Raw genomic sequence first — 25,748 nt, 5'->3', positions numbered from 1 at the left:
TGATGGTAGGGAAAGGAATGAAGGAGAAAAAATAAATCTTTAAATAAGGTTTCCTTTATTCCTTTCCTTGAAGAAAGGTTTAATTACTTGACATGTTTTAGATAATAAATATAATAAAAACATTGGTAGCTTTTTCAGCATAGCCTATTCTCCGAATGATTGAAGGAGGGGGAAGCTGCAAAGGTCGGGCTACTTGAATAATGAAAAAATCAGTTAATTCTGTAGGAATATGGCAAAAGAATCAGCAGATAAAGAATTTCTTGAATTCCTAATCAAAGCCTTAGTTGATAACCCAGAAGACGTCAAAGTTGATAGAAGAGTTGACGAAATGGGAGTTTTACTTTCTTTAAAGGTAAACCCTGAGGACATGGGACAGATCATTGGTAAGGCTGGATCTACTGCTAGGGCTATTCGAAATTTAGTTCGAATCGTCGGTCTTAAAAATCACGCCAGAGTGAATTTAAAGATCGAAGAGCCAGTAGGAGGTGCTGCTAGAGACAAGAAAGCTCCAGCAGACGAAGGATTAGAGGATTTAAAACTCTAAATTTTAGAGATTTACTCTTAAAGAAAACGGTGCTATTATGATTAGTAGCGCTGTTTTCATTTTGAGCAAAAAATAATGTTTTACGTTTTAAGTTTCACGCTTTAAGTAATTATGTTACGTTTTGATATTATCACAATTTTTCCAGAAATATTTGACTCTTATTTAAAAGAGAGTTTAATTGACAGAGCTCAGAAAAAGAAGCTAATAAAAGTTAAGGTTCATAACTTAAGGAAATGGACTACTGACCGCCATCAAGTAGTTGACGACAGGCCTTATGGGGGAGGAATAGGAATGGTTTTAAAAGTTGAACCAATTTATAAAGCAGTAAAAGAGATTAAGAGAATTAAGAGATTAAGCAATAGAAAGAGAAAAGTTATTTTATTTACACCACGGGGTAAAAAATTCAATCAAAAATTAGCTTTCTCTTTCAGTAAACTTAATCAGCTCATTTTGATTTGCGGCAGATATGAAGGAGTTGATGAAAGAGTGGCAAAACATTTAGCTAGTATGGAATTATCAATAGGGGATTATGTTTTAATGGGAGGAGAACTACCGGCTATGGTAGTGATAGAGACAATTGCAAGACTTATCCCCGGCGTTTTGGGAAAACCTCAACTATTGAAAGAGAGGATAACAAAAGGAAAAGGGTTTATTGAGTACCCTCAATATACCCGACCTGAAGTCTTTAAACCTCGCCTTCGCGGACGCTCCGGCGGGCGAGGGAAAAAAAGCGTAATATGGAGAGTGCCAAAAGTTCTATTATCAGGCAATCACAAGGAAATTGAAAAATGGCGTAAAGAAAGAACAAAGATTATTAAGAAATAGCATTTGTTAAGGTGTTTTATTGATGTATCCTAAAAAATAAGCTAATATAAACGGTAATTAATCGGGTGGTTGGCAGAGCAGCGATTGCACTAGTCTGTAAAACTAGCGTCCTCTGGACTTCGGGGGTGCAAGTCCCTCACCACCCACAAATTTTGCAAGAATATGCCGAGATAGCTCAGTTGGTAGAGCATTCCCATGGTAAGGGAAAGGGCACGAGTTCAAGTCTCGTTCTCGGCTTAGAAACCATGGCAAAAAGAAAAAAACCATTTGTAAAAATGATGTGTACGGTTTGTAAAAGAGTTAATTATCACACCCACAAATCAAAGAAGATGGTGAAGGAGAAATTAGAATTGAAAAAACACTGTAAATGGTGCAGGAAGCATACTTTACATAAAGAAACAAAAAAGTAATAGTTGGCTTAAAATATATGGGGGCGTAGTGAAGTGGTATCATGGGAATCTCCAAAATTCCAGTCGGGGGTTCGACTCCCTCCGCCCCTGCATGAAAAAGATAAAGATAAATATGCCAAAATTTCTTTTAGGGATTCCATTAGTTTTAATATCCTTAAGGATTTATTTAGCACTTATTTCTGGTTATTTTCTTGCAAAACTTTTATCTGGAAGATTTAATTCTGTCATTCTTACTATTGGTAGCTATGAACTACACTTTCACCACTGGATGATGGGTATTATTGGTTTAATTTTTATTCTCCTATATAGCTTTTCTCCAGTAATAGAGAATCTTATATTTGGATTTTTGGGCGGTTTGATTTTCGAAGGAGTTTCATCTTATCCTGATTGGCATAAAATTTTAACTAAAAAAAGAAATTAAGAATTTTATTTCTATCTTTATTTAAATTATGACATTAAGTGTGAAAAAAATTATAGGAGCTCTGGTTATTATTTCTATTTTTTCTATTTTTATCTATCAGACTTATTTTAAAAAAGAAAAATTAGATTTTACTTTGGCGGAAGTTATGAAGGGAGATGTTTTGCAAGAAGTTTTAGAAACGGGTCAGGTTAAAAAGGAAGAAAAAATAAATCTTAGTTTCAAATCAGCAGGCATAATTGAAAAGACATATGTTGAGGTTGGAGAAGAAGTCAAAGAGAGAGATATATTAGCGAAGTTAGAAAATACTCAATTGAAGATTCAATTACAGGAAGCTGAAGCTAACTTAGAGCTAAATCAAGCTCAACTGAATAAATTGTTAAGGGGAGCGAGTTCAGAAGAAATTCAAATTACACAAACTAGTGTTGATAATGCCAAGATTTCTTTAGCAACGGCAAAGCAAAAGTTAGAAGATATAAAAGAACAGGGAGAAGAAAATTTGGAAGCAGCCTACGAAGATGCTTTAAATGTTTTAAATGATTCTTACTTGAAAATTTCCAATACTTTTAATACGGCAGATTTAATTCAGAGAACATACTTTATAAATGCCGATCAGCAGGGATTTAGGGTCAGGGAAAATAAGGATAGAATAGAGAATGCTTTAAACCGAATAAAACCTTATTTAGACACTGCAAAAGCCACCCAAAAATATGAGGATATTGATATTACTCTTTCTAAAATGAAAGGAGATTTAGAGATTGTTTCTGATGCTTTAAAAATTATTAGAGACACATGTGAAGACCAGGCTTATAAAAATACCGTTTCCTCTACCCATAAGAGCTCTTTAGATACTGACCGGGGATATATTAATACTGCTTTGACAAATGTTGTTAATTCTCAACAAACAATTTCTTCAACTAAAACAACAAATGTAATTAATATTAATACTTACCAAGGAAAAATTGATTTAGCTGAAGGAGAATTAAAAGCAGCAGAGGATAACCTGGCAAAAATTATAGCTCCTCCCAGACAAGAAGACATTGATTTGTACCAAGCCCAGACGAAACAGGCAACAGCAAAGATTCGGCTTTTAGAAAAACAAATTGAAGACACTATATTGAGAACCCCCGTTGATGGACAGGTGGTAAAAGTAAACAAAAGCATAGGTGAGATAGTCCAGTCAACACTTCAAGATGCTGTAATTATTCTTCTTCCTTCCAGTCCCTTTAAAATAGAAGTAGATATTTATGAAGAAGATATTATTGACATTAAAGTTGATAATCCAGTAGAGATTACTTTAGTTGCTTTTTCAGACGAGATTTTAAAAGGCAAAGTAATTTCAATTGACCCGGCAGAAAAGTTGATTGGGGGAATAGTTTATTATGAAGTAACTATTGACTTTGAGGAAACCAAGGAAGGGATTAAACCGGGCATGACAGCTGATATTATTATTGAAAGTGATAAAAAGGAAAATGTATTAGTTATTCCAAAAAGGGCAGTAAAGAAAATGGATGGCAAAAAAATAGTTCAGGTTTTTAAGGACGGCGAGGTTAAAAAACGAGAAATAGAAATTGGCTTGGAAGGAAATGAATATATTGAAGTTATTTCCGGGCTGCAAGAAGGAGAAGAAGTTGTTATTGATTAGAAAATATAAGAACCTGCCTCTCTAACGCTCGGCAGAACCTTGATTCGTTAAGGTATAAATATATATTGAATTATGGCAGAGCCATTGATAAAATTAGAGAATGTCTGGAAAATTTACCAGTTAGGAGAAGTAGAACTTACTGTTTTAAAGGGAATAAGCCTGGAAGTATTTCCGGGTGCTTTTGTTACAATAATGGGACCATCGGGTTCTGGTAAATCAACCCTTCTGCATATTATCGGTTGTTTAGATATTCCCACTAAAGGTGAGGTTTTTTTGGAAGGACAGAATGTTGCAGGACTTTCTGAAGATGAGCTTGCCCAGATTAGAGGACAAAGAGTTGGATTTGTTTTTCAGCAATTTAATTTGCTTCATAATCTTAATGCTCTTGAAAATGTAATGCTTCCAATGATTTTTCAAGGCGTTGCTGAAAACAAGAGAGTAGATAGAGCAAAGAAATTACTCGCCTCTATAAATTTAGGAAAAAGAATTTTCCATAGGCCTGGTGAGCTTTCTGGGGGAGAACGGCAAAGGGTCGCTATTGCCAGAGCTTTATCCAATGACCCTGAGATTATAGTTGCTGATGAGCCTACTGGGAATTTAGATTCTACTACTGGAAAGATGATTATGGAGATTTTAATCGACCTTCATAAAAAAGAAAAAAAGACCATTGTTGTTGTAACTCACGATCCTCATATTGCAGAATACACTGAAGAGGTAATTAATATTAAGGATGGACAAATAGTTGCTAATCATGAAACAGCTGGAAAAGTTCTATGGGAAAAGCAATAAAAGAACATATCAAAATCGCTATAGGAAGTTTAAGAACAAGACCTCTGAGAAGCTGGTTAACTATGATTGGTGTTATTATTGGTGTTTTTCTGATTATGTCATTGCTCTCTTTAAGTGAAGGAATAAAAACAGCGGTTATGCAGCAACTAAGGATGATGGGCAAGGATTTAATTATGATAATGCCCGGTGAACTCACTGATATAATGACTACCTTTGCCGGAGGATTAGAACTAACTGATGATGATATTAAAGCGATAAAAAAAGCAGAGGGAGTAGATGTTGTTATTCCTATGACCTATAGGGGAGAAGCAATGAGATATCAAGGAGAAAAAAGAACAGTTTTATTATGCGGAATTCCCTTAGAGGAAAGCTTGGATATACTTAAAACTGATATAGGCTTTGAATTAGTAGAAGGACGTTGGCCAATTCCTGGAAAAAGAGAAATTTTTGTTGGTTTTTTAGTGCCCGAAGAAATTTTTCCTGGAATGAAAACAGAAACTCAAATTACTCTCAAAGGAAAGCAGTTTGAAGTTGTCGGAGTATTAAAATCTGTAGGGAGTAAACAAGACGACTCTCAGGTTTATATAGATTTAGATATTTACCGAGAAATTACCGGAGAGAGAACAGGGGCTAAAATAGCTATGGCTAAAGTTAAACCAGGTTATTCAGCAGATGAAGTAGTTGAAAACATAAAAGAAAATCTTGAAGAAAGCAGAAAGAGGAAACGGGGAGAAGACTTACCATCTTATACGGTTATTAGCAGTGAAAAAATGACTGATATAGTAGGCAACATAATGGGTTTGATACAAATAGCAATTTTTGGCTTTGCTTCAATAGCTATTGTTGTTGGAGGAATAGGAATAATGAATACTATGTATACTTCAGTTCACGAAAGAATTCGGGAAATCGGAATTATGAAAGCTGTGGGAGCAAGAAATAAGACCGTCATCACCATCTTTTTAATTGAATCCGGTATATTTGGTTTGGTTGGCGGATTGGGAGGGATAGTTTTAGGATTAGGATTAGCTAAAATAGTGGAAATTTATTGCCAAACCCAAAACCTCTTTTTATTAAAGGCTTCAATTACTCCCCAGCTTGTTCTTTTTGGCTTGGGTTTTTCTTTCTTAATTGGTTGTATAGCAGGCTATTTACCTGCCCGTTCTGCCTCAAAACTCAATCCAGTTGATGCTTTACGTTATGAATAAATACCAGCACGATTAACTGAAGGTTTGCGAAACTATATTCCATTTAAAATTGAGACCAGAGTGTAAGCTTTGGTTTTTTGTTAATCTACTTGGGAGGGATTTTACTATTGACAAATTTAATTATATATGATATAGTTATAAAGGTGGTTTAAAAATGGTAACTAGAAAAGAGATTGAAGAGAAAGAACAAGAAGAATTGTTTCGTAAGGCAAATAAAAAATTCTCTGAAGAACAGAGTAGAATAATCCATGGAATCCAAGTAGTAAAAGAACTTAATGAAGAAGCTGCGAAGCAAAGAATTTTCTAATTTTTTATTTTTTTACTCCAACTAAATAATCTTTTTTTTCCTATTTATTCTCCAAGCCCATAATCCAAACATTGTGGATTTGGAAAAGGAAAAAAAAGATTAAATCAAAGGCTGTCTAGTAATCTAGGCAGTTTTTGTTTGACTTTAACTTTTCACAGATTTATCTTAAGATAATAATATAATAGACAAATCTATGTATTTAGCAATTTTAATAGCAGGATTTGGTGGGGGAGCTGTCAGGGGACTAACTGGGTTCGTGAAACATCAGTATGCTTATAAAAACGTAAAGTTCAAGTTACCTTATTTTTTAGGGATGACCTTTCTTTCTGGATTGATTGGTTTACTATCAGTTATGGCAGTAAAAAACATTGGTTTTACTTTAGAGGATATGTTTAGTCCGGCTTTAAGTTTTATTGTCGGATATGCAGGAGGTGATTTTATTGAAAACATCTATAAAATCATTATTAAAAAATCTTCCCTTTATCCAAAAGAATAATCCTTTAGCGAACGACTAACTTAATAATACCACTATGGCTTTAATTGATAATTTAATTAAAAATGGATGGCTAAAGATTCCGAGAATTATTGAGGCTTTTAAAAAAATTAAAAGAATTGATTTTATGCCTGAAGATGTTAAAGATTTAGCTGAGATTAATGAAGCTTTACCAATAGGTTATGGACAGACAATTTCTCAGCCACTGGTCGTAGCTTTTATGCTCGAACAGTTAGGCCCCCAAAAAGGAGATAAGATTTTAGATATTGGTTCGGGATCTGGATGGACAACAGCTCTGTTGTCTCACGTTGTAGGAAATAAAGGAAAGGTAATAGCCATTGAGATTGTTTCAGAATTAAAGGAGTTTGGAGAAAAAAATGTGTCAAAATACAATTTTGTAGAAAAAGGAATAGTTGAATTTATATGTGCTGATGGTTCAAAGGGATATAAAAAAGAAGCTCCTTTTGATAAAATTTTAGCTTCAGCTTCTGCCCAGAGACTTCCTTCAGCTTGGAAAGAACAACTAAAAATAGGGGGTCGAATTGTTACTCCTATAGGCTCTTCTATCTGGCTTTATGTTAAAAAAACAGAAAATGACTTTGAAGAAATTGAATATCCAGGTTTTGCCTTTGTACCGCTGATAATAGATAACACAAAAAATGGAACAAATAAGTAAATTATTAATCCTTATTTTCTGTCAAATAGTATTCATTTTTTCTCTTCTTGTTTGGCAACAGATATATTTACCTTTGAATCTTTCTGATACTGAGAATAAATTATTCTTAATTGAAAAAGGGGAGAGTTTATTTCAGATTTCAGAGGATTTAGAGAAAGAAAAGATAATAAAAAATAGATTCTTATTTAATTTTTATGTATTTTTAAAAGGTAGCCAGAAAAACCTTCAGGCAGGAGAATATTTCTTAAGTCCTTCAATGAGTATTGCAGATATTGCCCAAAAAATAATTTCAGGTGACATTATTAAAGAAACTATAACAATTCCAGAGGGCTGGAATTTAAGAGATATTGGTTGGTATTTTGAAAACAAAGGAATGTTTCAAGCTGAAGAACTCTTTGAATTAGTAGGTTTTCGTTTAATTGATTGTTCAAAAGTAACTGATTTGCCACAACCTAAAGATTTTAGTTCAGACTATGATTTTTTGAAAGATAAACCCAAGAATATTAGTTTAGAAGGTTATCTTTTTCCAGATACTTACTATATTAAAGAACAAAGAGCAGAAAGCAATGAACAAAGACTTGAGGAAATTGTCAGAAAAATGTTGGATAATTTTGACAAGAAATTAAGTCAGGAGTTGAGAAACGAGATTAATCAACAAGGAAAGACGATTTTTGAGATAGTAACTATAGCTTCTTTATTAGAGAAGGAAGTTAGAATTTTTGAAGATAAAAATATAGTTTCTGGAATTTTGTGGAAAAGATTGAAGAATAATATTCCTCTTCAGGTTGACGCTACCATAACCTATATTACCGGTAAAAAAACAACAAAGGTTTCAAAAGAAGAGACCCAAATTGATTCTCCTTATAATACTTATAAATATAGGGGATTGCCCTTAGGTCCAATCTCTAATCCTGGGCTTGAAAGTATTTTAGCTGCCGTGTATCCTGAAAGTAGTGATTATTTGTATTATCTTTCTACGCCAGAGGGAGAAACTATATTTAGCAAAACTTTAGAAGAACATAACGTTGCCAAAGCCAAATATCTTAAATAACATAAGATTATGAAAAACAAAAGAGTTGTAATAATTATTGCTTTTCGGGATTTTCGAGATGCAGAATATTTTATTCCTCTAGAGATTTTGGAGAGAGCTGGGCTTGAAGTAAAAACAGCCTCAAACAAAAAAGGAGTAGCCATTGGAGCTGATGGGGGAGAAGTAAACATAGATTTATTGCTATCTGATATAAATATAGCTAATTTTGACGCTGTAATTTTTATTGGAGGACCTGGATGCCTTGCGAGTTTGGACAATGAAGAATCATATAAAATAGCAAAAGAAATAGTTTCTCAAAATAAAATTTTAGCTTCAATTTGTATTTCTCCTGTTATTTTGGCAAAAGCAGGTATCTTGAAAGGAAAAAAAGCTACTGTTTGGAGCTCTTCTTTAGATAAAAAAGCGGTGAAGATTTTAGAAAAAGAAGGTGCAATTTATAAAGCAGATTCTGTTGTTATTGATGGTAACATTATTACTGCCAATGGTCCTGTAGCAGCAGAGGATTTTGGAAAGATAATAGTCAAACTCTTGACAGAGAATAATTAAAAATATATACTTGAATATTCCACAGACAGCAGGTTTATCCTCAGAAGCTTCAGAGAAGGAGGATAAATAAATCCTACCGAGGATATATTAAAAGAATAAATATTCTTCGTGATGGTCTGTGGTATATACACAGATTTTTTAATTTATTTTTAAAAAAGACATGGCTAAAACAAAAGAGCAAAAGAAAAAAGTATTTGAAGAATTAAAAGAAAACATTGCCAGGCAAAAAACAGTAATTTTTATTGATTTTACAGGTTTGAAAGTAAAAGACATGTTTGATTTGAGGAAAAATCTAAAAAAAGCTGATAGCCAGTTAAAAGTTGCTAAAAAAACATTAATTCAAATAGCTTTTAAAGAAAGCGGTTTAAAAATCTCTCCTCAAAAATTAAAGGGAGAAATTGCCTTAGTGTTTGGGTATAAAGACGAAATTTCTCCAGCTAAAGCAATTTATCAGTTTTCAAAGGAAAACCCGAACTTAAAAATTTTGGGAGGATTTTTTGAAAATAAATTTAGGGAAGCTGAAGATTTTATAGCTTTAGCTCAAATTCCTTCAAAAGAAGAGCTCTTGGCAAGATTAGCTGGAAGTTTGTCAGCTCCTGTAACAAATTTTGTTAGAGCTTTAGAATACAACTTAAAAGGTCTAGTATATGTTTTAAGTAAACTTAAAATATAATAAATATGGCAGAAGAAACAAAAAAAGAACCCGCCTCTGCTAAAGCTACGGCGGACAAGAAAGCTACGGAGGGCAAAGAGGAGAAAGTTAAGGTTCCTGCAAAATTTAAAAAATTGGTAGAAGAGATTGAAAAAATGAGTGTCTTGGATTTGGCAGAATTGGTAAAAATCTTGGAAAAAAAGTTTGGTGTTTCAGCTGCTCCTCAGATAGTAGCTGCTGCTGTCCCTGCAGGTGGTGCTCCGGCCGCAGCTCAAGCAGTAGAAAAGAGCGTTGTTAGTATTGTCCTAACTGATGTTGGAGCTAAGAAAATTGACGTTATTAAGGCAGTAAGAGACGCAACACAAAAAGGATTAAAGGATTCCAAAGATTTAGTTGATGCAGTAGCTTCAGGTCCTCAGGTTGTAAAAGAAAACGTGAAGAAGGATGAAGCTGAAGAGATTAAAAAGAAATTCGGAGCAGCCGGCGCCAAAGTTGAATTGAAGTAAATTTAATTGAGGCAGGACAGAGAAGAACCTTTTTATCCAAAAGAGGTTCTTTTTATATTTTATATGTGAAAAATTGAAAATTTAAGTAAAAAAAAACGAGGAACTTCTTATCGCGTTATTAGGCGTCCTCTTGCCTTTATTGGGCCGGAAAATCTATTGTGTCTCTAATCCTGCTTTTACTGATTCTATTATTTGTTCTGTAGAAAGTCGTGAGGGAGGAATATCGGGTGCAGTTAATGACCCGTTTAAGATCATAACTCCTCTCTTTTCTCCGACAAAATAGAACCATTCTTTTACTGATTCAATTGTTCCTTCTCTGCAAAGATCTCTTTTATTTATTTTTTTCCCTTTCGCTTCGAGTATTCTTAATAATGCAATTGTTTTATCTGTTTGTTCCTTTTTTATATTTTTTGTATCAAAGAAAATCTGAGTTTGTTTATTTTTCATTTGTCGTTGAATTACTGCGATAGCACCAATTTTTCTCGCTGCCACATTAAATTTAGGATTAGCTTCCTCTTGATATTCTTTAACCACAATTAGACCCTTTCTTGTCTTTATTTTCATTGTTTTTTGTAAGTCTTCCTGGGCTTTCTCAAATAATTGTCTATCGTGTAACGTATATCTAAGAAGTTTCTTAGTAAATTCTTTTGTCTTTTCCAAATCTTTATTCTTATTGTAATAACCTGTTACTATCTCAACTAAATCGCAGATTCTTTCAAATCTTGGATTTGAAAGTTGTTCTAAATATCTACTGAGCATCTTCGGTATCTTATTTTCTTTAAAGACTTCATTAATGAACTCGGCTATAATCTGGTGCGTGAATTTATTATCCCTTGCTATTCCTTCCTTGTGAAAGTAAAGGATTGCTTCAGCCATTTCTATTCCTGTTTGCATGTTCTTCTCATCATCGATATCTTTTATTCTTACAACAGCTTTGGAAATTTGACTTGCGTCGTATGGTAGCGATTCTCCATTGAGATCTGCTCGTTGAACAAATCTTTTAATGGGTTGAGTCCACCTTTCGTTTTGAAGATTTAGCTCTTCTAGAACTAAGTCAAAACTAGTTTTTCCCTTTTGACCATGATGATCTAGGTCTCTTTTTCCCCTATCGATATAACGAGCATTTTTGAAGTTAACTGTAATTCCATCGCTGTTTTTGACGAAAAAAAACTTTTTTATTCCAAGCATTGCTGCAGTAAAAAAAACGTCTATATCGGCCCGCGTATGTGTTATTGCTATTTTTTCCTTCAATATTTCTTCACCTATTTATTTTTTAAAGAATAAAATGAAAATTTTATTTTCCACTTTATATCAAAATTATATCACAAATATAAATTTTGTCAAGGGCAAAATATACTTGATTGTATAAAAGAATTCTGCTAAAAAGTAATAGTTAGATATTTAAAAACAAAATCAGAATAAAAAAGATGGTTTATTGAATGAACGCGAATAAAAAAATAGATTCTGAAAAAGATATACAAAAAGATATAACAGATTTGATGGTGCTTAAAGTCAAATTAATAGAAGATGGCGCAAAAAAAGTTTTAGAGGAAAACAGGGAAGAGAAGGGAATCCGAGGATTAATAGATTTGTGCATGTATGCATATGAAGAACATAAAAGAGTCTTTTTCATGGGAGAAGGAAGGTCTAAGTTAGTAGGAGAAGGATGTGCTATGCGTTTTCGGCAAATGGATTTTCATGCCCACGTCATTGGTGAATCTACTGCTCCAAGGGTAAGGGAGGAAGATATCGTAATGGTTATATCCGGGTCGGGCACTACATCTACCAATATAGATAGATGTGAAAAAATAATAACAGAGATTGGAGCAAAGATAATAGTCATTACTTCTCATAGAGATTCGCCGCTTGGAAGACTGGCAGATGTAACAATAAAGTTACCGGGGAGAGAAGAAGTTGTTGAAGCTGTAGATTACTCTAGAAAACGTTTAGTAGGGGGTCCAATTTTACCTTTAAGAACTTTTTTTGAAGCAATCGCTGGAATATTTTTAGATAGTATAATCGAAAAATTGATGTATTTAACAAAAACCAGTGAGGAGAAAATGGAGGAGAGACACGCTATTTAAATTAATAAAAATCAAGGGAGAAAATTCCCCCCTTTTTTTTTAACCTTGTTTAAAATATTAAAATTCAATTTTAAATACTTTCAGGCCGTTTAAGAGATAGATTGTTTTTCCGTTTTCAGAAACCCCAAAATCTAAGAGATTATCAAATTTCTCACTTTGGAATTGTTTAATTATTTTAGCTGATTTATCAATAACAATAACTCTTTTTTGGACGGGTTCTAAAATATAAAGATAAGAGAGAGTGGGGGAGGTAAAGATTTTTGAGAAATCTTCTGAGATAGGGAAAATCTCCAGGTTAATCTCTTTTTGAAGCTCGCCTCCATAATACTTGTAAATTAAATTTTGGTTTAGAACCCAAGCAGAACCATCAATTGTAAAGGAGTTAGCTCCAATAACTTTTGGGGTTTTAGGATTTAGCCATAATTGGGGAGAGCCCCAATTTAAATTACCTGAATAAGGATATTTTATTATTTGACCTGCCTTTTTATCTAAAAAATAAAGATTATTTTTAAAAGAAGCAAGGTCATCAAAATTAAAGTCTGCATAAGGTCTTTGAAGAGAGAATGGAGTAAGCTCATTGTTTTTTAAAATAATCAATTGGTCAGGTTTTGAGAAAAAGCAAAGGAAATCATCCAAGCCCGTTGCTAATGTAATTTTTTGACCGGTTTCAATAATACTACTTTGCCCTTTTTCTGTTAAGCGGAATATATTTTCTATGTAGGGACTAAAGAAATAAAGATTATTATTTAAAACTAAAACCTTATGGGGAATAAATGTTTTCCTTTCAAATTCAAAAATTAGTTGAGGTTCTTCAATTCTTTCTAATCTGTTCAAATCAGAAAGTTTTTCTGAAATTTCATTTTTAAGAGAAAAAACCTGATTAGCAAAATCTTTTGGTAAACCGATTACTTTTATAGATAAAGAAGAAATTTCTTCCCAGCTTTCTTTCAGTAATAAATTTGCTCTCTGGGTAGCTTCGGGACTTGTTTCTTTTAAAATTAACAAACTATCCACCAAATTTAATTTTTCTTGTATATCTTGCAAGTCTTTACTGTAAAGTTTTATATTTCTTTCTTGTTCCAGTTTTGAAAAGATAAAGCCGAATATTAAAATAATGCTTAAAGCTAAAATCAGAGCTATCTTTTTATTTAAAAATAGAGGTCTTATTTTCGTGTTGAAAAAATTGTCTATAGCTCTGGGAAGTTTAATTTCACGAAGTTTTAATTTTTTCTTAACTCGGGAGAAACTGATAGAAGGCTTTTTTACTTTTGAACGAAGCGTGGAAATGAGGTCTTGAGGACTAAAATAACGAGTGGTTTTTGCTTTTTTGAAAAACCCTAAAATAGGGCTAAAAACCTCTTTTATCGAGAACTCCTTTAATACTTTGGGAGAAATTATTTTCTTTTTTCCTACCAGGGTTTCTTTTGTTAAAACTATTGTCAAGAGAAGTCCGGAAATATCAGCTAATAGTTCTTCTTTGCCATTTAGTATTTCTTTTAAGCCTTTTTCGCTGAAAGGGTCTAATTTCGCAATTTCCTCTAATAAATTTTGATTCTGGAAGAAGTTAAATATATCTTCAGTTAAGACTAAAATCATATCACCTTCAGATAGTTTCCCAGAGACTATATTGCTGAATATTTTTAAAGGATAAGGTTCTATATCTTGAAGTCTTACTTTTTCATCAATATCTATTATCTTCCCTGTTCTTATCAGTAATACTTTTATGTGCCCGACTTTAGTAAAGTTCATTTTGAAATTGGCAAGCGAAATAACGGTAAAGCTTAAATTCCCAAGCCAACTCACATCTCCTCTTTTTGTTATTTTCTCCAAAAATTCATTAGCTACTTTCAGACTTTCTTTTAAAGATTTTTCTGGTGTGAAAATGGTTGAACGGTAATATTTATCTTTAATAACTTTTACCAGTTTTTCTATAAATCTGGTATTTTGAGGGAGAACGTTTTTTAAAAGGCCTGCCATATAAAAACTTCCCATTCTTTTTTCGTAAATGTTTTCTGGTTCATAGCAAAAACTGTCAAAAATTAAATCTGGAAATGGTTTTGTTTGCTCTCCGAAGCCTTGCCGACGATACTTCATAGTTTTGGCGACGGAGCGGCGAAAGGGGGGATTAAAATGGAATTCAAAAACTTGCATAGTTTTTAAAGTCAAACAATGCTTCCTCTTAAGATATTTTACTTTTTATTTATTATGTTGTAAAATAGCTTAGTTGTTTTTAAAGTAAATTTAAATAACAGAGAGTGATTTGGTATGAAAGAAAATAATATTCAAAAAATCAGTATTGACTTTCACAATACCATCAAGATACTACCGGGGGATTTTGAGAGAATCTTCCATAATAAATTACCTTCTTGGTTCTGTGGTTTATTAACATGGGTAATTGGCCGACCAAACCAAAAGATTATAAAAATTTTAAGAGAGCTTGTGAATGAAAAGAAGAAAGATTGCGAGATTACTATTCTTACCTCGACTCCGAAGTTTTGGGAAAGACGACTAAAAAAGTGGCTAAGTCGTCATGATGTTCCTTTTACAGAAATAATCTGTACAGGTCCCATAAAGAGAAAGTTGAAAAAGTTAAAAGCTATAAAAGAAAAAAGGATTCAACTTTCTATAGATGATGATTTAGACTCAGCCTTTAGTCCTGAGAATTCAATAGATATCTTAAAAGCCATATTATTAGGAAATTACCCTTCTGAGGCAGTTTAAAGAAACTGCCTATTTTTTAATTTGAGCGAAGCGAGAATCAAGGTTCTGCCAAAGGCATGGTTCTTAAAAGGTTCTCGTTTACTATTACTACAAAATTTGTTAAATTAATATCATTGGGCGTGTAGCTCAGTTGGTTAGAGTGCACGGGTCACATCCGTGAGGTCTGTGGTTCAAATCCACACACGCCCACCAAATGGGCAATAATTGATAATAGTCGAACCTATTTTGAGAGAATTTTTTAAAATTATTAAGGTAAAAATATGAGGAGAATTAATTTTTATAATTTCGGACAGAGTTTAATTGTGATAATTATTGTTATAGTTGTAGTCGGTTTAATAACTACTGGGGGTTTATATTATTACTTTCAAAAACAAATACCAGAGGTATCCGAAACTACTGAAAAACCAGTTAAAGAAGTAGTCGGGCCAGAAGAATTACCAAAAGAAGAACCTGTTCCCGAGGAAATTATTCCATCAAAACCAACAATAAGTATCGGAGAAGTCCAATCTACAATAGTTGCTCTTATCGAAGATTTAAATGCAACTGTAGAAATGGCAGACCAAGGAGATATTTCTTCAGTATCAGAGTCTTTACGAGACTATAAAGAAAATTTTGCTAGTTTTATATCAAAAAGTGGACAACTAGATATGAAAGAACAGGCTAAAAAGGAAGTGGCTGACCTACGACATAAAGAATGGGAAAATTATAAACTTTTTCTGAATTTGAAACAGGAGGTGGCATCATATTCTCAATTATCTGTCGAGGTTGCTGATATTGAAAATCTAATAGAAAATCATTTGGGAACCCAGACACTAGAAGCGACGGAAACTCTTTTAATGCCTAAATTTAGAAAGACGGGTTATCTTGATCAAAATTTTCTTTTAACGTTACTTAAAAACCTTCTTGAAAAAATCTCTGTGCAAGCAGCTTCCGAAAAGAACGTAATCCATAAAAAAGTTATTATAGATCCGGCTTACGCCAAAGAAACTTGGACTATGACGCTTATTCAACCTTGCTGGGTTTATGAAAGTTGGATAGATTTGGAAGCCAATAAATATCGTCAAGAACTACATGTTTCATTTTCTCGACCTCCTGGATTTGAGTATATTGTAGAATCAACCGATGAGGCTGGAAGAACTGTAGAGGTGAAGGAGTATTGTAATATTGAAGTTGATCTCACGGATGGGGAAACGGGAAAGAAATTAGCACTTAATCCTTATTTGAAAGCGGCGGAATGGGTTGATCCAATAAAAGGCAAACATGGAATAGGTGAGGAGAGCACCAAAGACCCCTATACTACTTTCAAAACAAAATTGGAGGAAGAAGAATGCTATTTTGATGGAACAGATATTTTTGAGGGAAAAGAAGTTTATAAAATAAAATGTCCGACTTATGATATAAATTACCGCCTTTACTATATTGACGCACAAACTTATCTGCCCATCGAAGAAATGGTATTTGAAGAAATTTTAGAATACGAATGGCAACAGGAAACCAAAACAAGTAAAGTTATTCATACTGGGGAAATGGAGCTTATTATGGCTTATAAATATATAATTGGAGAGATAATCGAGAGAGAGTCTCTACCTTCCGATTTCTTTGAGTTAAAAATTCCTGCTGGCTATAAGTTTCAAGATTGGGCACCATACGGTTAATTCTGTTGAAAAGAAAATTTCCTTGAAAAAGCTTGGGATGCCATCTGTGGTTCGATTCCAAATGCTAAATTTACAAAATCTCTAAAAAATGAGATTATAAAGGAACCAGTCGCTTCGCTCCTTGTAATTACTTCGTAATTAAGAAAGAATATTATGAGAAAAGCTTTTCTTGAGGAAGAGTTATATAAAAAAGTTTCAATCAATGACTTGATTCTTTTTGGAATTTTCTCAGTAGCTGACAGCAACAAAAAATGTAGTTTTGAGATATTGGTACATAAATGTTTTACTTTGTTTCCCAAAGTCTTTTTTCTTTCTAAATATCCAAAATGGCCCGATACCCGCAAATTAGACAGACCTCTCAGAGCCTTAAGGAATGGAAAAATGATTACCGGAAATCCAAAGACTTTTTTTATTTTGACAAAGAAAGGTAGAAAAAGAGCTTTGGAAGTTGCTAATGTTTTTAGACAAAAAAAATTGTTATAATTAAAAAGGTCGCAATCTAATATACGCTTTATATCACAAATGGGATCGTTTATCATTGATATCTTTGAAACATTTGTTTTCGGAGTAACAGTAATCTTTATTGTCGGTTCCCTAATAATAAGTTTACTGGCTGCGATAATTAAGGGCATACGAGGTTTTTAATCTGGAGGTAATAACTGACTTTTGAATACGCGGCGGTTTGATATTAAAAACAGCCAAACATGGAAGAAAAGATTAGGGCACATATGATTGTTTCAGGCCGCGTGCAAGGTGTATTTTTTCGCCAGAACACCATTAGAAAAGCTAAAGAGCTTGATGTTTTTGGATGGGTTCGCAATTTATTTGATGGCCGAGTAGAAGCTGTTTTTGAAGGCAGGAAAAAGAAAGTAGAAAAAATAATAAATTGGGTTAAGAAAGGTCCAGTTTCTGCTGAGGTAGATAATTGTGAAGTTAAATGGCAGAAATATAAAGGAGAATTTAAAGGTTTTGATATTAGATTTTAATAATATGAGCAAATTTTTTAAAACAACAGCAATAGCCTCTCCACGGTCGGGAAAATCGGGAAAATTCCTGGTTACTTCCGAATCGGTAACGGAGGGGCATCCCTGACAAGGTCTGTGATCAAATAGCAGATTCTATCTTAGACAATCTTATAAAAAAAGATAAATATTCCAGAGTAGCCTGTGAAGTAATGACAGGAATGGGTTATGTAATCGTAGGAGGAGAAATTACAACCCGTAGCTGGATAGACGTTTCTCAGATTGCCAGGGATGTGGTGGGAGATATAGGTTATACAAAGCCTGAATATGGAGTTGATTCTCATACCCTGGCTGTTTTTAATACAGTTCATTCCCAGTCACCGGATATTGCCAGGGGAGTGAAGAAAGCAGGGACCAAAAAACAGGGAGCAGGAGACCAGGGATTTGTAATTGGCTATGCTTGTAAAGAAACCCCTGAATTAATGCCTTTGCCAATAATGTTGGCTCACAAATTAGTTAGAAGATTAGCTCAAGTTCGGAAAAAGAAAATTATACCTTATTTGAGGCCTGACGGTAAAAGTCAGGTGAGCGTTGAGTATAGAAACGGGATTGCTAAAAGATTAAATAACGTGGTAATTGCAGCCCAGCACGACCCTGATGTTTCTTTAAAAAAGATTAAACAGGATATCAAAAAACACGTAATTAGACCTGTTTGCCAGAGGTTTTTGGATAGAAGAACGAGATATTATATAAATAATACAGGTCGATTTGTTATTGGAGGACCTGTGGCTGATACAGGGGCTACCGGGAGAAAAACAGTTGTTGATTCTTATGGAGGAGTAGTTCCTATCGGAGGTGGCTCATTCAGCGGCAAGGACCCGACTAAAGTTGATAGGTCTGGAGCTTATATGTCTCGCTATATTGCAAAGAATATTGTAGCTGCAGGTTTGGCAGAAAAATGTGAAGTTCAAATAGGTTATGTAATAGGGGGAGTAGAACCTTTGTCCTTAAAAATAGAAACTTTTGGAACGGGAAAAGTTTCTAATGAAAAATTGGTAAAAGTAGTTCCCAGGGTTTTTGAGTTAAACCCGGGGGGAATTATTAAACAGCTTAAACTTTTAAGACCTATTTACCGCAATACAGCAGCTTACGGACATTTTGGGAGAGAAGAACCAGGTTTTACTTGGGAAAAAATAGATAGAGTAAAACAACTCTTGAAATTATTCCCTTAAAATGGTTCATCTGAGCAAAACCTATGACAAGGTTAATCAAAAAAACATTTAAGCTATTTAAGAAAGTAGTTAAAAGATTGTTTGGTTTAGTTGAACTTTTCTTATTCTTAAGATTATTGCTTAAATTCTTAAATGCCAATCCAAAAACTATTGTAATTAGTTTTATTTATAAATATAGTGATGTTTTAATTTCTCCTTTTAATTTTATTTTCTCAGATATTTATTGGAATGGTAAACTCATTGAAACAGCCACCATTTCAGCAATGATAGGTTATGCTATTTTTGTTTTTGTATTCTTGAGACTTTTACATCTCTTTAGCAGAGATTAATTATCTCAAATTTGAATTGGTTAGTTTTTTAGTCCGCTTTAGCGAGTTTTTTATGGAAAGCATTGAAAAAATCCCAAAACAGAGGTATGGTGAAGAAAGAAGATTTGAGAATAAATATTGAAATAAAGGTCGGAAATTTTAATAAATAAAACATTTATTAATTATGGCTCGTGAAGTTATAAAAAGAGACGGGACAAGGGAACCCTTTGATCCTGAAAAAATTAGAAAATCAATTGTAGTTGCTGCTGAAGAAGCAAATCTCTCAGAAGAAAGAAAAAATGAGGTAGTAGAGAAGGTGGCAACCGCTGCAATCCAGATGGCAGATGCAAGAGAGGAAATAGCGACAAGCGAGATTAAAGAAAAGATTTTAAGCGAGTTGGACAGTATAGAACCTACTGTTTCAGCATCTTGGAGGAAATACGATCAAGAAAAGAAAGAAACCTAAATATTTTAAGACCCGTTTTTGCCCAAGAGAAAAATCGGCTTGAAAAAGCCGGTTTTTCGTGTCAAAATGAAAATGATTATAAGCAATTTACTCTTGACAAATTTAAAATAGTATTATATAATCAAAGTATAAAAATAGAAATGGATTTATGATAGAAATGACAGAATATATAGAATTGCAAGAATTTCCATGGGAGGATGGTTGGGAAATCAAATTCCCTTTACCGTCTGTTGAGAAAATGGGTTTAAGGCAGGCAACAATTGAAGAGAAAACAACAAGAGCAATACTTTGGGCAATAGATACAATAAAAATAGCTTTGGATTTGGAAACTTCAGGAAAAAAGCCAGAATGTCTAAGAGAATTAAACAAAGAATTGCAGAGATTACATAACAAGATAGTATTGTAAAAATCAAATTCATTTTTTTTTTAATTTTCCTTATTTACTTTCTTCTTTTGAGTCTTTTAAAATAATTAAAAGATTCAAAAGAGGTTAAAGGGTTCTTTTAATAAAAGTAAATAGGGAAAAGAACCAAAACAAAGACTGTCTGGTTATCCAGGCAGTTTTTGTTTTACAAAGGCGTTTTTTAAAGCACTTGTCCTGAGCCCTTCAACTGTGTTCAGCGTAAACTTTGCCGAAGGAACTTGTCTTGAGAGAGCGAAGCGAACCGAAGGATTGAAAAAATCCCAAAACAGGGGTATGGTGAAGTAGGAAATATCTAATTTATTAAAAGAAAATGCAGGATTTGTTTGATAAAAAATTTAAAGAGAGTCTGAAAAAACAAACTCCTTTAGCTGATAGGATAAGACCCCAAGATTTTGAGGAATTTTTTGGTCAGAACGAATTAGTGGGCCCTGATAGTCCTTTGCGTCGCGCTGTTCAGGATGATAATTTGGCTTCCTTGATTTTTTGGGGACCGCCAGGCTGCGGTAAAACCACTTTAGCCAGGATTATTGCTAAAAAAACCAAGGCTCATTTTGTGAAATTCTCAGCTGCTAATACCAGCATTAATGATGTTCGTAAAGCCATTAAAGAAGCTAGAGAGCGTCGAAAGTTCCACAACAAAGGAACCATACTTTTTATTGATGAAATCCATAGATTCAATAAAGCCCAGCAAGATGCTTTTTTACCTTTTGTGGAAGATGGAACAGTTATCTTAATTGGAGCCACTACTGAAAACCCTTCTTTTGAGGTGATTTCTCCTTTGCTTTCCCGTTCTGCTGTTTATGTGTTAAAACCTCTTGATGAGGAAGCAATGAAATTAATCTTATTGAGGGCGCTTAAAGATAAAGAACAGGGTTTGGGTGAAATGAAAATGAAGATTACCAATAAAGCTTTAAAGAGATTGATTAATTTTGCTGATGGCGATGCCAGAGTAGGATTAAATGGTCTTGAATTTGTGGTTAATTTTTTAAAAAGCCGCAATCAATATGAGATTAGAGAAAAACAAGTTTCTGAAATCTTAAAAGAGCATGCCTTGCGTTATGATAAAAAAGGAGAAGAACATTATAATGTCATTTCAGCTTTTATTAAGAGTATGCGGGATTCAGATCCTGACGGTGCTCTTTACTGGTTGGCGCGAATGGTAGAATCAGGAGAAGACCCTCGTTTTATTGCCCGTCGCATGGTTATTTTTGCTTCTGAAGACATTGGTAATGCTGATACCAATGCCTTAACTGTTGCTACTTCAGTAGCCAGGGCAGTTGAATTTGTAGGGTTTCCCGAAGCCCAGATTAACTTAGCCCAAGGAGTAACTTATTTAGCCGCAGCTCCCAAAGATAATTCTTCTTATATTGCTTTGTTGAGCGCTAAAAAAGATGCCAAAAAAGGCTCTTTTGGCGTTCCCTTACACCTGAGAAACGCAGTTACCAACTTAATGAAAGATTTAGGTTATGGTAAAGATTATAAATACGCTCATAACGTTCCTGGTAAAAAGCCCAGCCAAACCCATTTTCCAAAAGAAATAGGGGAGCAGAAATACTACCTTCCAGAAAAAGACAAAAAAGTTGAGAAAAGAGTGAAAGAGGGGTAAATTGAAGGTAGAGAATTTTGATTAATAAAAAAGAAATATATTTTATGATTAAACCGATAAAACTACAAATCAATAATATTAATAACCCCTATCACGAGATAGCAGTTACTCTTGAAAAGTATAAGAATAGAAAAACTTATTCTGTTAGATTTATTGTAGAGGGTAGTATAAAAGACCCTATTGTGGCGATAGATTATCCTGGAAGAAAAATGTTTAAAAGAGTTTTAAAAACAAATAGAAAAAATACTAGAAAGTGGGCCAACCTCTTTGATTTCAGAGTTGTTCCCCATCAAAAAGGGAAAGCCCTTAGGCCTGAAGAATTTACGTTTGATAAATTGTTAGTCGATTTCAAAGACAACAAGAGTGGTAGTGAAAAGTTTTGGGAGATATTACAAGGTATGTATTACACAAATAGAATTAGTAAAAAACCACCAAAACTAAAAGGAATAAATCCTGAACTCTTTTTACTAACATTAAGATGGATATGGATTGAAGAAGATTTTAACTACAGACTTAAATGGGAAGATGTACAGTCTAAAGCTAAGTATGTTTTAGCAAAGATAAACAAAAAAACAGGAAAAGAACAAGCAGTTAGTAGAGGTGCTGGTAGAGCTAAATTCTTTGCAGTACTTGTTTTGTTAAAAAGGAAAGATTTTAGCTATGAAGAAGTTAAAAAAATTATTCCTCTTTATTAAAGAGCGATAAGCTCTCTTTCGGTCTTATAGGATTTCTAAGCTGTAATTTATATTTCTTCTTAATATAACCATTTTGTAATCTATCAAGAATCATTTCATGATATTTTTCATCAATTTCTGTAGAGATATACTGTCTTTTTAGTTTTTTACATACCTCTAATTCAGAACCACTTCCTCCGAACAAGATAAAAACTATATCGTTCGGTATCGTACAAGATTTTATTAACATCTCTGTGAGTTTTTGAGGTATTTGACAGGCATGATAAGTTTTTTCTTTACTTACATTTTTGACAAGGTCAAAATAAAACCAATCAAAATAAATCCAAGAGTAGGGCATTCTGCCTTTTGATCCATTTTTCAAATTTTCTAAAATTCTTCTATCTGTCGGGTTTTTATAAGGAAGAGCTATATTATCCTTATAAAATTTATTATTTTTTGATTTTCTAACATGTAGGATACTTCTGTGTGCTGTAGTAAAGCGTTTTTTACTATGGCCTATATTAGTATTATAAACCCATATATACTCATTAATGAAAGGATATATATTATCTAAGTATTTTGTTCTTAAATGAGCATTCTGTTTTGGGTAGTTCATCATAAACAAATTTCCATCCTTTTTTAGAACTCTCATAGATTCTTTTGTTAATTCGATATACCAATTTATATATTCATTAAAGTTTTTAGTATAAGTTTTATCTCCATATTTTATTCCAACATTGTAATCAGGATCTCCGAATACCATATTAACACTTTCATCTGGTAAATCTTTTAAAAGATCCATTATGTCTCCAAAGAACACCTTATTTAAATGCTTCTTTAGGTTTTTCTTTTTTGAAATTTTATTTTTTTTAGGTTTTATGCTTTTTTCTGTTTTTATTTTCTCTTTCAATTCGTTAAAATTTCTAATAACACTAATAACTTTTCCTTGAATAATTAATTCTTTCGTATAAATTGGTTTAATGTTTGGATTTGCAGGTTGAAGTCGAAATCCATTTTTTTCTTTATAAATTTTCTTTAGCGTTACTTCATTATCATTAATCAGAGCCACCACTGTTTCTCCATTTTCAGCGTCCGGCTGTTTTCTTAGAATCACAACATCTCCATTATATATTCCCTCATCTATCATACTGTTACCTTGAACTCGTAAAGCGTAGTGCTCTCCAGATTTTGAGAGCAAAGTTTTCTGTACTTTAATAGTTTCTGGACTTTCTATTGCTTCAATTGGTTCTCCTGCGGCGATAGTACCAAGTACTGGAATTTTTATTAAATCAGAATTTTTATTATTTGATACCTCTATAATTCTTGGTTGGTTTTCTAAATATCCTTTATTCTTCAGGGTTTCAATATGTTGATGGATAGTTGACCTCGAGGCTAGTCTAAAATGCTTTTTTATCTCTTCTAGAGAAGGGGAATAATCTTTTGCCTTTATAAATTTTTCTATGTAATTAAGAATTTGTTTTTGCCTTTTCGTTAACATATTGACTCTTCTTTTTTATGTTGATATTGTTATATTATACCGAACATTAACCGAACATACAACGATGTCAACTGTGGAAAACTTTTAAAAGGTCGGAGATATAAAAAATTAAACTTTTTAAAAAAATGACAAGTCAATCAAAATACGGAGCAAAAAGGGAACAGAAAGTGGCTCAATCTCTTAGAGCGCGTGGCGCTAAAGTAACTAGAAGTCCGGGAAGTAAAGGAGCAGCAGATATTAAAGCAAAGTTTCCTTCAGGAACAAAATGGAATGTTCAAGTTAAATCAACCAGAAGTGGTACTCCCGCAAGTCCTTCTTCTAAAGATTTAGGACGCTTAAAACAAAGTGCTGCGAGAGATAATGCAACTCCTGTGATTGCAAAAGTATCTCCTAAGGGAATAGATTATGAATCAGCTAGAGGGAGAAAGTTGAATCCACCCAAGAGAAAATAAGAATTTTTATGAGGAAGAAACGCAATTTATTAGTTAATCCAGAGCAAATTAAAGTTATTATAGATCTGTTTGAAAGAACAGATGTTAAAGAGGTGGAATTATTTAACGGCAAGAATGGGATAAAAATAACTAGAGGCGATTATAGGAAAATAATACAAGAAGAGGGATGGTATAATAAGTGGTGGGGTAAAATAATAATTGGAGTTATTATAGCCGTAATAGGGAAGGTTGTTTTGGAATTAATATTTTAATAAAAAAGCCGTTGTTGGGCTGTTTTTATTTACATTGACGTTTTTGAAGAATAGGGCTATTTTGAAGGTAGAAAATAAAAAAGTCGAGGAATTAATCAAAAAAAGTAATACTAAATATGGCTAAAGTGAATTTCAAAGATAAAAAAGCTCTACAGCTCGCTAGACATAAAGTTTATGGCATGATTAGCTATTGTCAAATGAAAGACGGCCGCATAATTGCAGCAAAATGGCCGGTTAAAAGAAAAACATTAAAGGATTTTAAGAAATAAAAGATTAAATGAATCCCGCAGTAATAAAAATTGAAATTTCTGCTGATATAATAGCTTGGTATGGAGCAGTCGTGGCAACAATTAGTCTTATTTCTAGCATTATTTTGGGGGCTATTACACTTTTACGGGATAGAGCAAGCATAAAAGTAAAAATAAGCCATGGGTTTTTAATATATGGGAATCAGGTAGATAAAAATTTATATATTTTTCTTGAGGCCGTAAATAAGGGAAGACGACCAGTAACGCTTAAGTCGGCAGGATTTAATCTTAAGAATGGCCATAATATCGTTTTCGCAAAGCCGAAAGAATTACCTATAGAATTAACAGAAGGAAAATCATGCCAGGAATGGTTTAGTAAGAAAAAAATAAAACAAGATTGCCAGAAAATGAAAACCACTATCAAATACGCATGGTTTAAAGATGCTACAGGTAGAGTTTATAAAAAGAAATATAAATTAAAAGATGCTTGAAAAACAAAATAAGGTCGCTGGATACGAACAGAAAATTGATAAATTGGTTTATAAACTATACGATTTAACCAATGAAGAAATTAAAATCATTAAGCAAGAATAAAAAGCTGAATTTCTATTCAATTTATGCTTCTGCGCATAACAACGCGGTTGAGTTGCTTTCAGAAGCAGAACTTTTATTTGAGAGAAAAAAATACGCACGGGCGTATTTTCTCGCTTTTACTGGACTGGAAGAAGTTTCTAAATCACAGCTTGCCGCAGATGTTTGGACTGGTTTTATTAAAGAAGATGATTTCTGGAAACACTATACTGACCATAACAGAAAAATCGGTCGGGTAAGATGGGCGTCTTTAGACGCCGAGGATTATAGAGATTTGGAAGACGAGGAATATATTGTAATTAAAATCCCGTCAGTTAAAAAAAGAATGAAGGCTCTTTATGTTGATATAAAACCAAATGGTATAAGTTCGCCTGAAGACATAATTAGCCGAGAAGAATCTAAAAGCTTAATTCATACTTTAAGGGTTGCTTTTGAGAGAATTATTATTATGAAAGAATATTACGGACACCAAATTGGAACAAAAGGTTTTATGAAATAAAAAGAATAAA

The 25,748-nt window shown here is 33.2% G+C and carries 32 protein-coding genes, 4 tRNA genes and 1 pseudogene; 34 read left to right on the top strand and 3 right to left on the bottom strand.

Translation table 11 applies throughout. From position 1 onward, the window contains the following. The first annotated feature begins 229 nt into the window (after positions 1-229). From IB617_03135 to rplL, 17 genes are all read left to right on the top strand, one after another. Complete coding sequence (locus tag IB617_03135) at positions 230-544, top strand: KH domain-containing protein (GenBank protein ID UZE93124.1); 315 nt, start codon at positions 230-232, stop codon at positions 542-544. 111 nt (positions 545-655) lie between these two features. Further along, entirely contained in the window at positions 656-1,369 is a 714-nt protein-coding gene (trmD, locus tag IB617_03130) for a tRNA (guanosine(37)-N1)-methyltransferase TrmD (GenBank protein ID UZE93123.1), read from the top strand. 63 nt (positions 1,370-1,432) lie between these two features. Continuing rightward, positions 1,433-1,515 (top strand) — tRNA-Tyr (locus IB617_03125). Between the two features lie 18 nt (positions 1,516-1,533). Beyond that, positions 1,534-1,606: transfer RNA gene (locus IB617_03120), tRNA-Thr, on the top strand. An 8-nt stretch (positions 1,607-1,614) separates the two neighbouring features. After that, on the top strand, positions 1,615-1,779 hold the full coding sequence (rpmG, locus tag IB617_03115; protein ID UZE93122.1) for a 50S ribosomal protein L33: 165 nt from the start codon (positions 1,615-1,617) through the stop codon (positions 1,777-1,779). Between the two features lie 19 nt (positions 1,780-1,798). Then, positions 1,799-1,869, top strand: a tRNA-Trp gene (locus IB617_03110). Between the two features lies 1 nt (position 1,870). Next, positions 1,871-2,200: a hypothetical protein gene (locus IB617_03105; protein ID UZE93121.1), complete on the top strand. Its 330-nt coding sequence runs from the start codon at positions 1,871-1,873 to the stop codon at positions 2,198-2,200. 28 nt (positions 2,201-2,228) lie between these two features. Beyond that, positions 2,229-3,842 carry an efflux RND transporter periplasmic adaptor subunit gene (locus IB617_03100; GenBank protein UZE93120.1) on the top strand — a complete coding sequence of 538 codons (1,614 nt, stop codon included), beginning with the start codon at positions 2,229-2,231 and terminating at the stop codon, positions 3,840-3,842. A gap of 84 nt (positions 3,843-3,926) precedes the next feature. After that, on the top strand, positions 3,927-4,631 hold the full coding sequence (locus IB617_03095) for an ABC transporter ATP-binding protein (GenBank protein ID UZE93536.1): 705 nt from the start codon (positions 3,927-3,929) through the stop codon (positions 4,629-4,631). Further along, positions 4,616-5,836 (top strand): ABC transporter permease, encoded by a 1,221-nt coding sequence (locus IB617_03090; GenBank protein UZE93119.1) that lies wholly within the window; start codon positions 4,616-4,618, stop codon positions 5,834-5,836. Before IB617_03095 ends, IB617_03090 begins: the two co-directional genes overlap by 16 nt. Positions 5,837-5,990: 154 nt before the next feature. Next, a complete protein-coding gene (locus IB617_03085) occupies positions 5,991-6,143 on the top strand; it encodes a hypothetical protein (protein ID UZE93118.1) in 153 nt (50 codons plus the stop codon). A 193-nt stretch (positions 6,144-6,336) separates the two neighbouring features. Further along, positions 6,337-6,639 carry a hypothetical protein gene (locus tag IB617_03080; protein UZE93117.1) on the top strand — a complete coding sequence of 101 codons (303 nt, stop codon included), beginning with the start codon at positions 6,337-6,339 and terminating at the stop codon, positions 6,637-6,639. Between the two features lie 34 nt (positions 6,640-6,673). After that, complete coding sequence (pcm, locus tag IB617_03075; protein ID UZE93116.1) at positions 6,674-7,312, top strand: protein-L-isoaspartate O-methyltransferase; 639 nt, start codon at positions 6,674-6,676, stop codon at positions 7,310-7,312. Beyond that, positions 7,296-8,363: an endolytic transglycosylase MltG gene (mltG, locus tag IB617_03070; GenBank protein ID UZE93115.1), complete on the top strand. Its 1,068-nt coding sequence runs from the start codon at positions 7,296-7,298 to the stop codon at positions 8,361-8,363. The genes pcm and mltG overlap by 17 nt, the downstream gene beginning before the upstream one ends. Positions 8,364-8,372: 9 nt before the next feature. Beyond that, complete coding sequence (locus tag IB617_03065; GenBank protein UZE93114.1) at positions 8,373-8,909, top strand: DJ-1/PfpI family protein; 537 nt, start codon at positions 8,373-8,375, stop codon at positions 8,907-8,909. A 160-nt stretch (positions 8,910-9,069) separates the two neighbouring features. Then, on the top strand, positions 9,070-9,582 hold the full coding sequence (locus tag IB617_03060) for a 50S ribosomal protein L10 (GenBank protein ID UZE93113.1): 513 nt from the start codon (positions 9,070-9,072) through the stop codon (positions 9,580-9,582). A 5-nt stretch (positions 9,583-9,587) separates the two neighbouring features. Beyond that, entirely contained in the window at positions 9,588-10,067 is a 480-nt protein-coding gene (gene rplL / locus IB617_03055) for a 50S ribosomal protein L7/L12 (GenBank protein UZE93112.1), read from the top strand. A 153-nt stretch (positions 10,068-10,220) separates the two neighbouring features. On the opposite strand, the gene IB617_03050 is transcribed toward rplL, so the two are convergent. Next, entirely contained in the window at positions 10,221-11,255 is a 1,035-nt protein-coding gene (locus IB617_03050) for a hypothetical protein (GenBank protein UZE93111.1), read from the bottom strand. A gap of 251 nt (positions 11,256-11,506) precedes the next feature. On the opposite strand from IB617_03050, the gene IB617_03045 reads away from it, so the two are divergent. Next, the gene (locus tag IB617_03045; GenBank protein ID UZE93110.1) at positions 11,507-12,151 is read left to right on the top strand and encodes an SIS domain-containing protein; all 645 of its coding nucleotides are present in this window, start codon (positions 11,507-11,509) and stop codon (positions 12,149-12,151) included. Between the two features lie 57 nt (positions 12,152-12,208). Here IB617_03045 and IB617_03040 read toward each other — a convergent pair whose 3' ends face one another. Next, entirely contained in the window at positions 12,209-14,245 is a 2,037-nt protein-coding gene (locus IB617_03040; protein UZE93109.1) for a hypothetical protein, read from the bottom strand. A 171-nt stretch (positions 14,246-14,416) separates the two neighbouring features. Between IB617_03040 and IB617_03035 the strand changes: the two genes are divergently transcribed. From IB617_03035 to IB617_02985, 11 genes and pseudogenes are all read left to right on the top strand, one after another. Continuing rightward, positions 14,417-14,872 (top strand): hypothetical protein, encoded by a 456-nt coding sequence (locus IB617_03035; GenBank protein UZE93108.1) that lies wholly within the window; start codon positions 14,417-14,419, stop codon positions 14,870-14,872. Positions 14,873-14,987: 115 nt separating this feature from the next. Beyond that, positions 14,988-15,064: transfer RNA gene (locus tag IB617_03030), tRNA-Val, on the top strand. 68 nt (positions 15,065-15,132) lie between these two features. Further along, positions 15,133-16,527 carry a hypothetical protein gene (locus tag IB617_03025; GenBank protein UZE93107.1) on the top strand — a complete coding sequence of 465 codons (1,395 nt, stop codon included), beginning with the start codon at positions 15,133-15,135 and terminating at the stop codon, positions 16,525-16,527. A 153-nt stretch (positions 16,528-16,680) separates the two neighbouring features. Beyond that, positions 16,681-17,010, top strand: a complete 330-nt coding sequence (locus IB617_03020) for a hypothetical protein (protein ID UZE93106.1) — start codon at positions 16,681-16,683, stop codon at positions 17,008-17,010. Positions 17,011-17,231: 221 nt separating this feature from the next. Continuing rightward, entirely contained in the window at positions 17,232-17,513 is a 282-nt protein-coding gene (locus IB617_03015) for an acylphosphatase (GenBank protein UZE93105.1), read from the top strand. Between the two features lie 4 nt (positions 17,514-17,517). Then, positions 17,518-18,721 (top strand): annotated as a pseudogene (locus tag IB617_03010) (methionine adenosyltransferase). 23 nt (positions 18,722-18,744) lie between these two features. Further along, positions 18,745-19,050, top strand: coding sequence for a hypothetical protein (locus tag IB617_03005; protein ID UZE93104.1), 306 nt, complete (start codon positions 18,745-18,747; stop codon positions 19,048-19,050). Positions 19,051-19,213: 163 nt separating this feature from the next. Further along, a complete protein-coding gene (locus IB617_03000) occupies positions 19,214-19,495 on the top strand; it encodes a transcriptional regulator (GenBank protein ID UZE93103.1) in 282 nt (93 codons plus the stop codon). A 148-nt stretch (positions 19,496-19,643) separates the two neighbouring features. Next, the gene (locus IB617_02995; GenBank protein ID UZE93102.1) at positions 19,644-19,901 is read left to right on the top strand and encodes a hypothetical protein; all 258 of its coding nucleotides are present in this window, start codon (positions 19,644-19,646) and stop codon (positions 19,899-19,901) included. Between the two features lie 328 nt (positions 19,902-20,229). Next, a complete protein-coding gene (locus tag IB617_02990; GenBank protein UZE93101.1) occupies positions 20,230-21,525 on the top strand; it encodes a replication-associated recombination protein A in 1,296 nt (431 codons plus the stop codon). Between the two features lie 44 nt (positions 21,526-21,569). Then, positions 21,570-22,220 carry a hypothetical protein gene (locus IB617_02985; GenBank protein UZE93100.1) on the top strand — a complete coding sequence of 217 codons (651 nt, stop codon included), beginning with the start codon at positions 21,570-21,572 and terminating at the stop codon, positions 22,218-22,220. Here the strand turns inward: IB617_02985 and lexA are convergent. Further along, complete coding sequence (lexA, locus tag IB617_02980) at positions 22,204-23,697, bottom strand: transcriptional repressor LexA (protein ID UZE93099.1); 1,494 nt, start codon at positions 23,695-23,697, stop codon at positions 22,204-22,206. The two genes, IB617_02985 and lexA, sit on opposite strands and share 17 nt — an antisense overlap. Positions 23,698-23,822: 125 nt before the next feature. On the opposite strand from lexA, the gene IB617_02975 reads away from it, so the two are divergent. The 5 genes from IB617_02975 (at position 23,823) to IB617_02955 (ending at position 25,738) form a co-directional block, all read left to right on the top strand. Next, positions 23,823-24,149, top strand: a complete 327-nt coding sequence (locus tag IB617_02975; protein UZE93098.1) for a hypothetical protein — start codon at positions 23,823-23,825, stop codon at positions 24,147-24,149. A gap of 8 nt (positions 24,150-24,157) precedes the next feature. Next, positions 24,158-24,400: a hypothetical protein gene (locus IB617_02970; protein ID UZE93097.1), complete on the top strand. Its 243-nt coding sequence runs from the start codon at positions 24,158-24,160 to the stop codon at positions 24,398-24,400. Positions 24,401-24,516: 116 nt separating this feature from the next. Then, positions 24,517-24,669, top strand: coding sequence for a hypothetical protein (locus IB617_02965; GenBank protein ID UZE93096.1), 153 nt, complete (start codon positions 24,517-24,519; stop codon positions 24,667-24,669). Between the two features lie 8 nt (positions 24,670-24,677). After that, positions 24,678-25,139 (top strand): hypothetical protein, encoded by a 462-nt coding sequence (locus IB617_02960; GenBank protein UZE93095.1) that lies wholly within the window; start codon positions 24,678-24,680, stop codon positions 25,137-25,139. Positions 25,140-25,210: 71 nt separating this feature from the next. Next, entirely contained in the window at positions 25,211-25,738 is a 528-nt protein-coding gene (locus IB617_02955) for an AbiV family abortive infection protein (protein UZE93094.1), read from the top strand. The last annotated feature ends 10 nt before the right edge of the window (positions 25,739-25,748 follow it).

It is taken from the genome of Candidatus Nealsonbacteria bacterium (genome assembly GCA_026016225.1).
Classification (GTDB): Bacteria; Patescibacteriota; Minisyncoccia; order Minisyncoccales; family JANBVM01; genus Nealson33H.
This window is presented reverse-complemented; position numbering and strand designations above follow the sequence as displayed.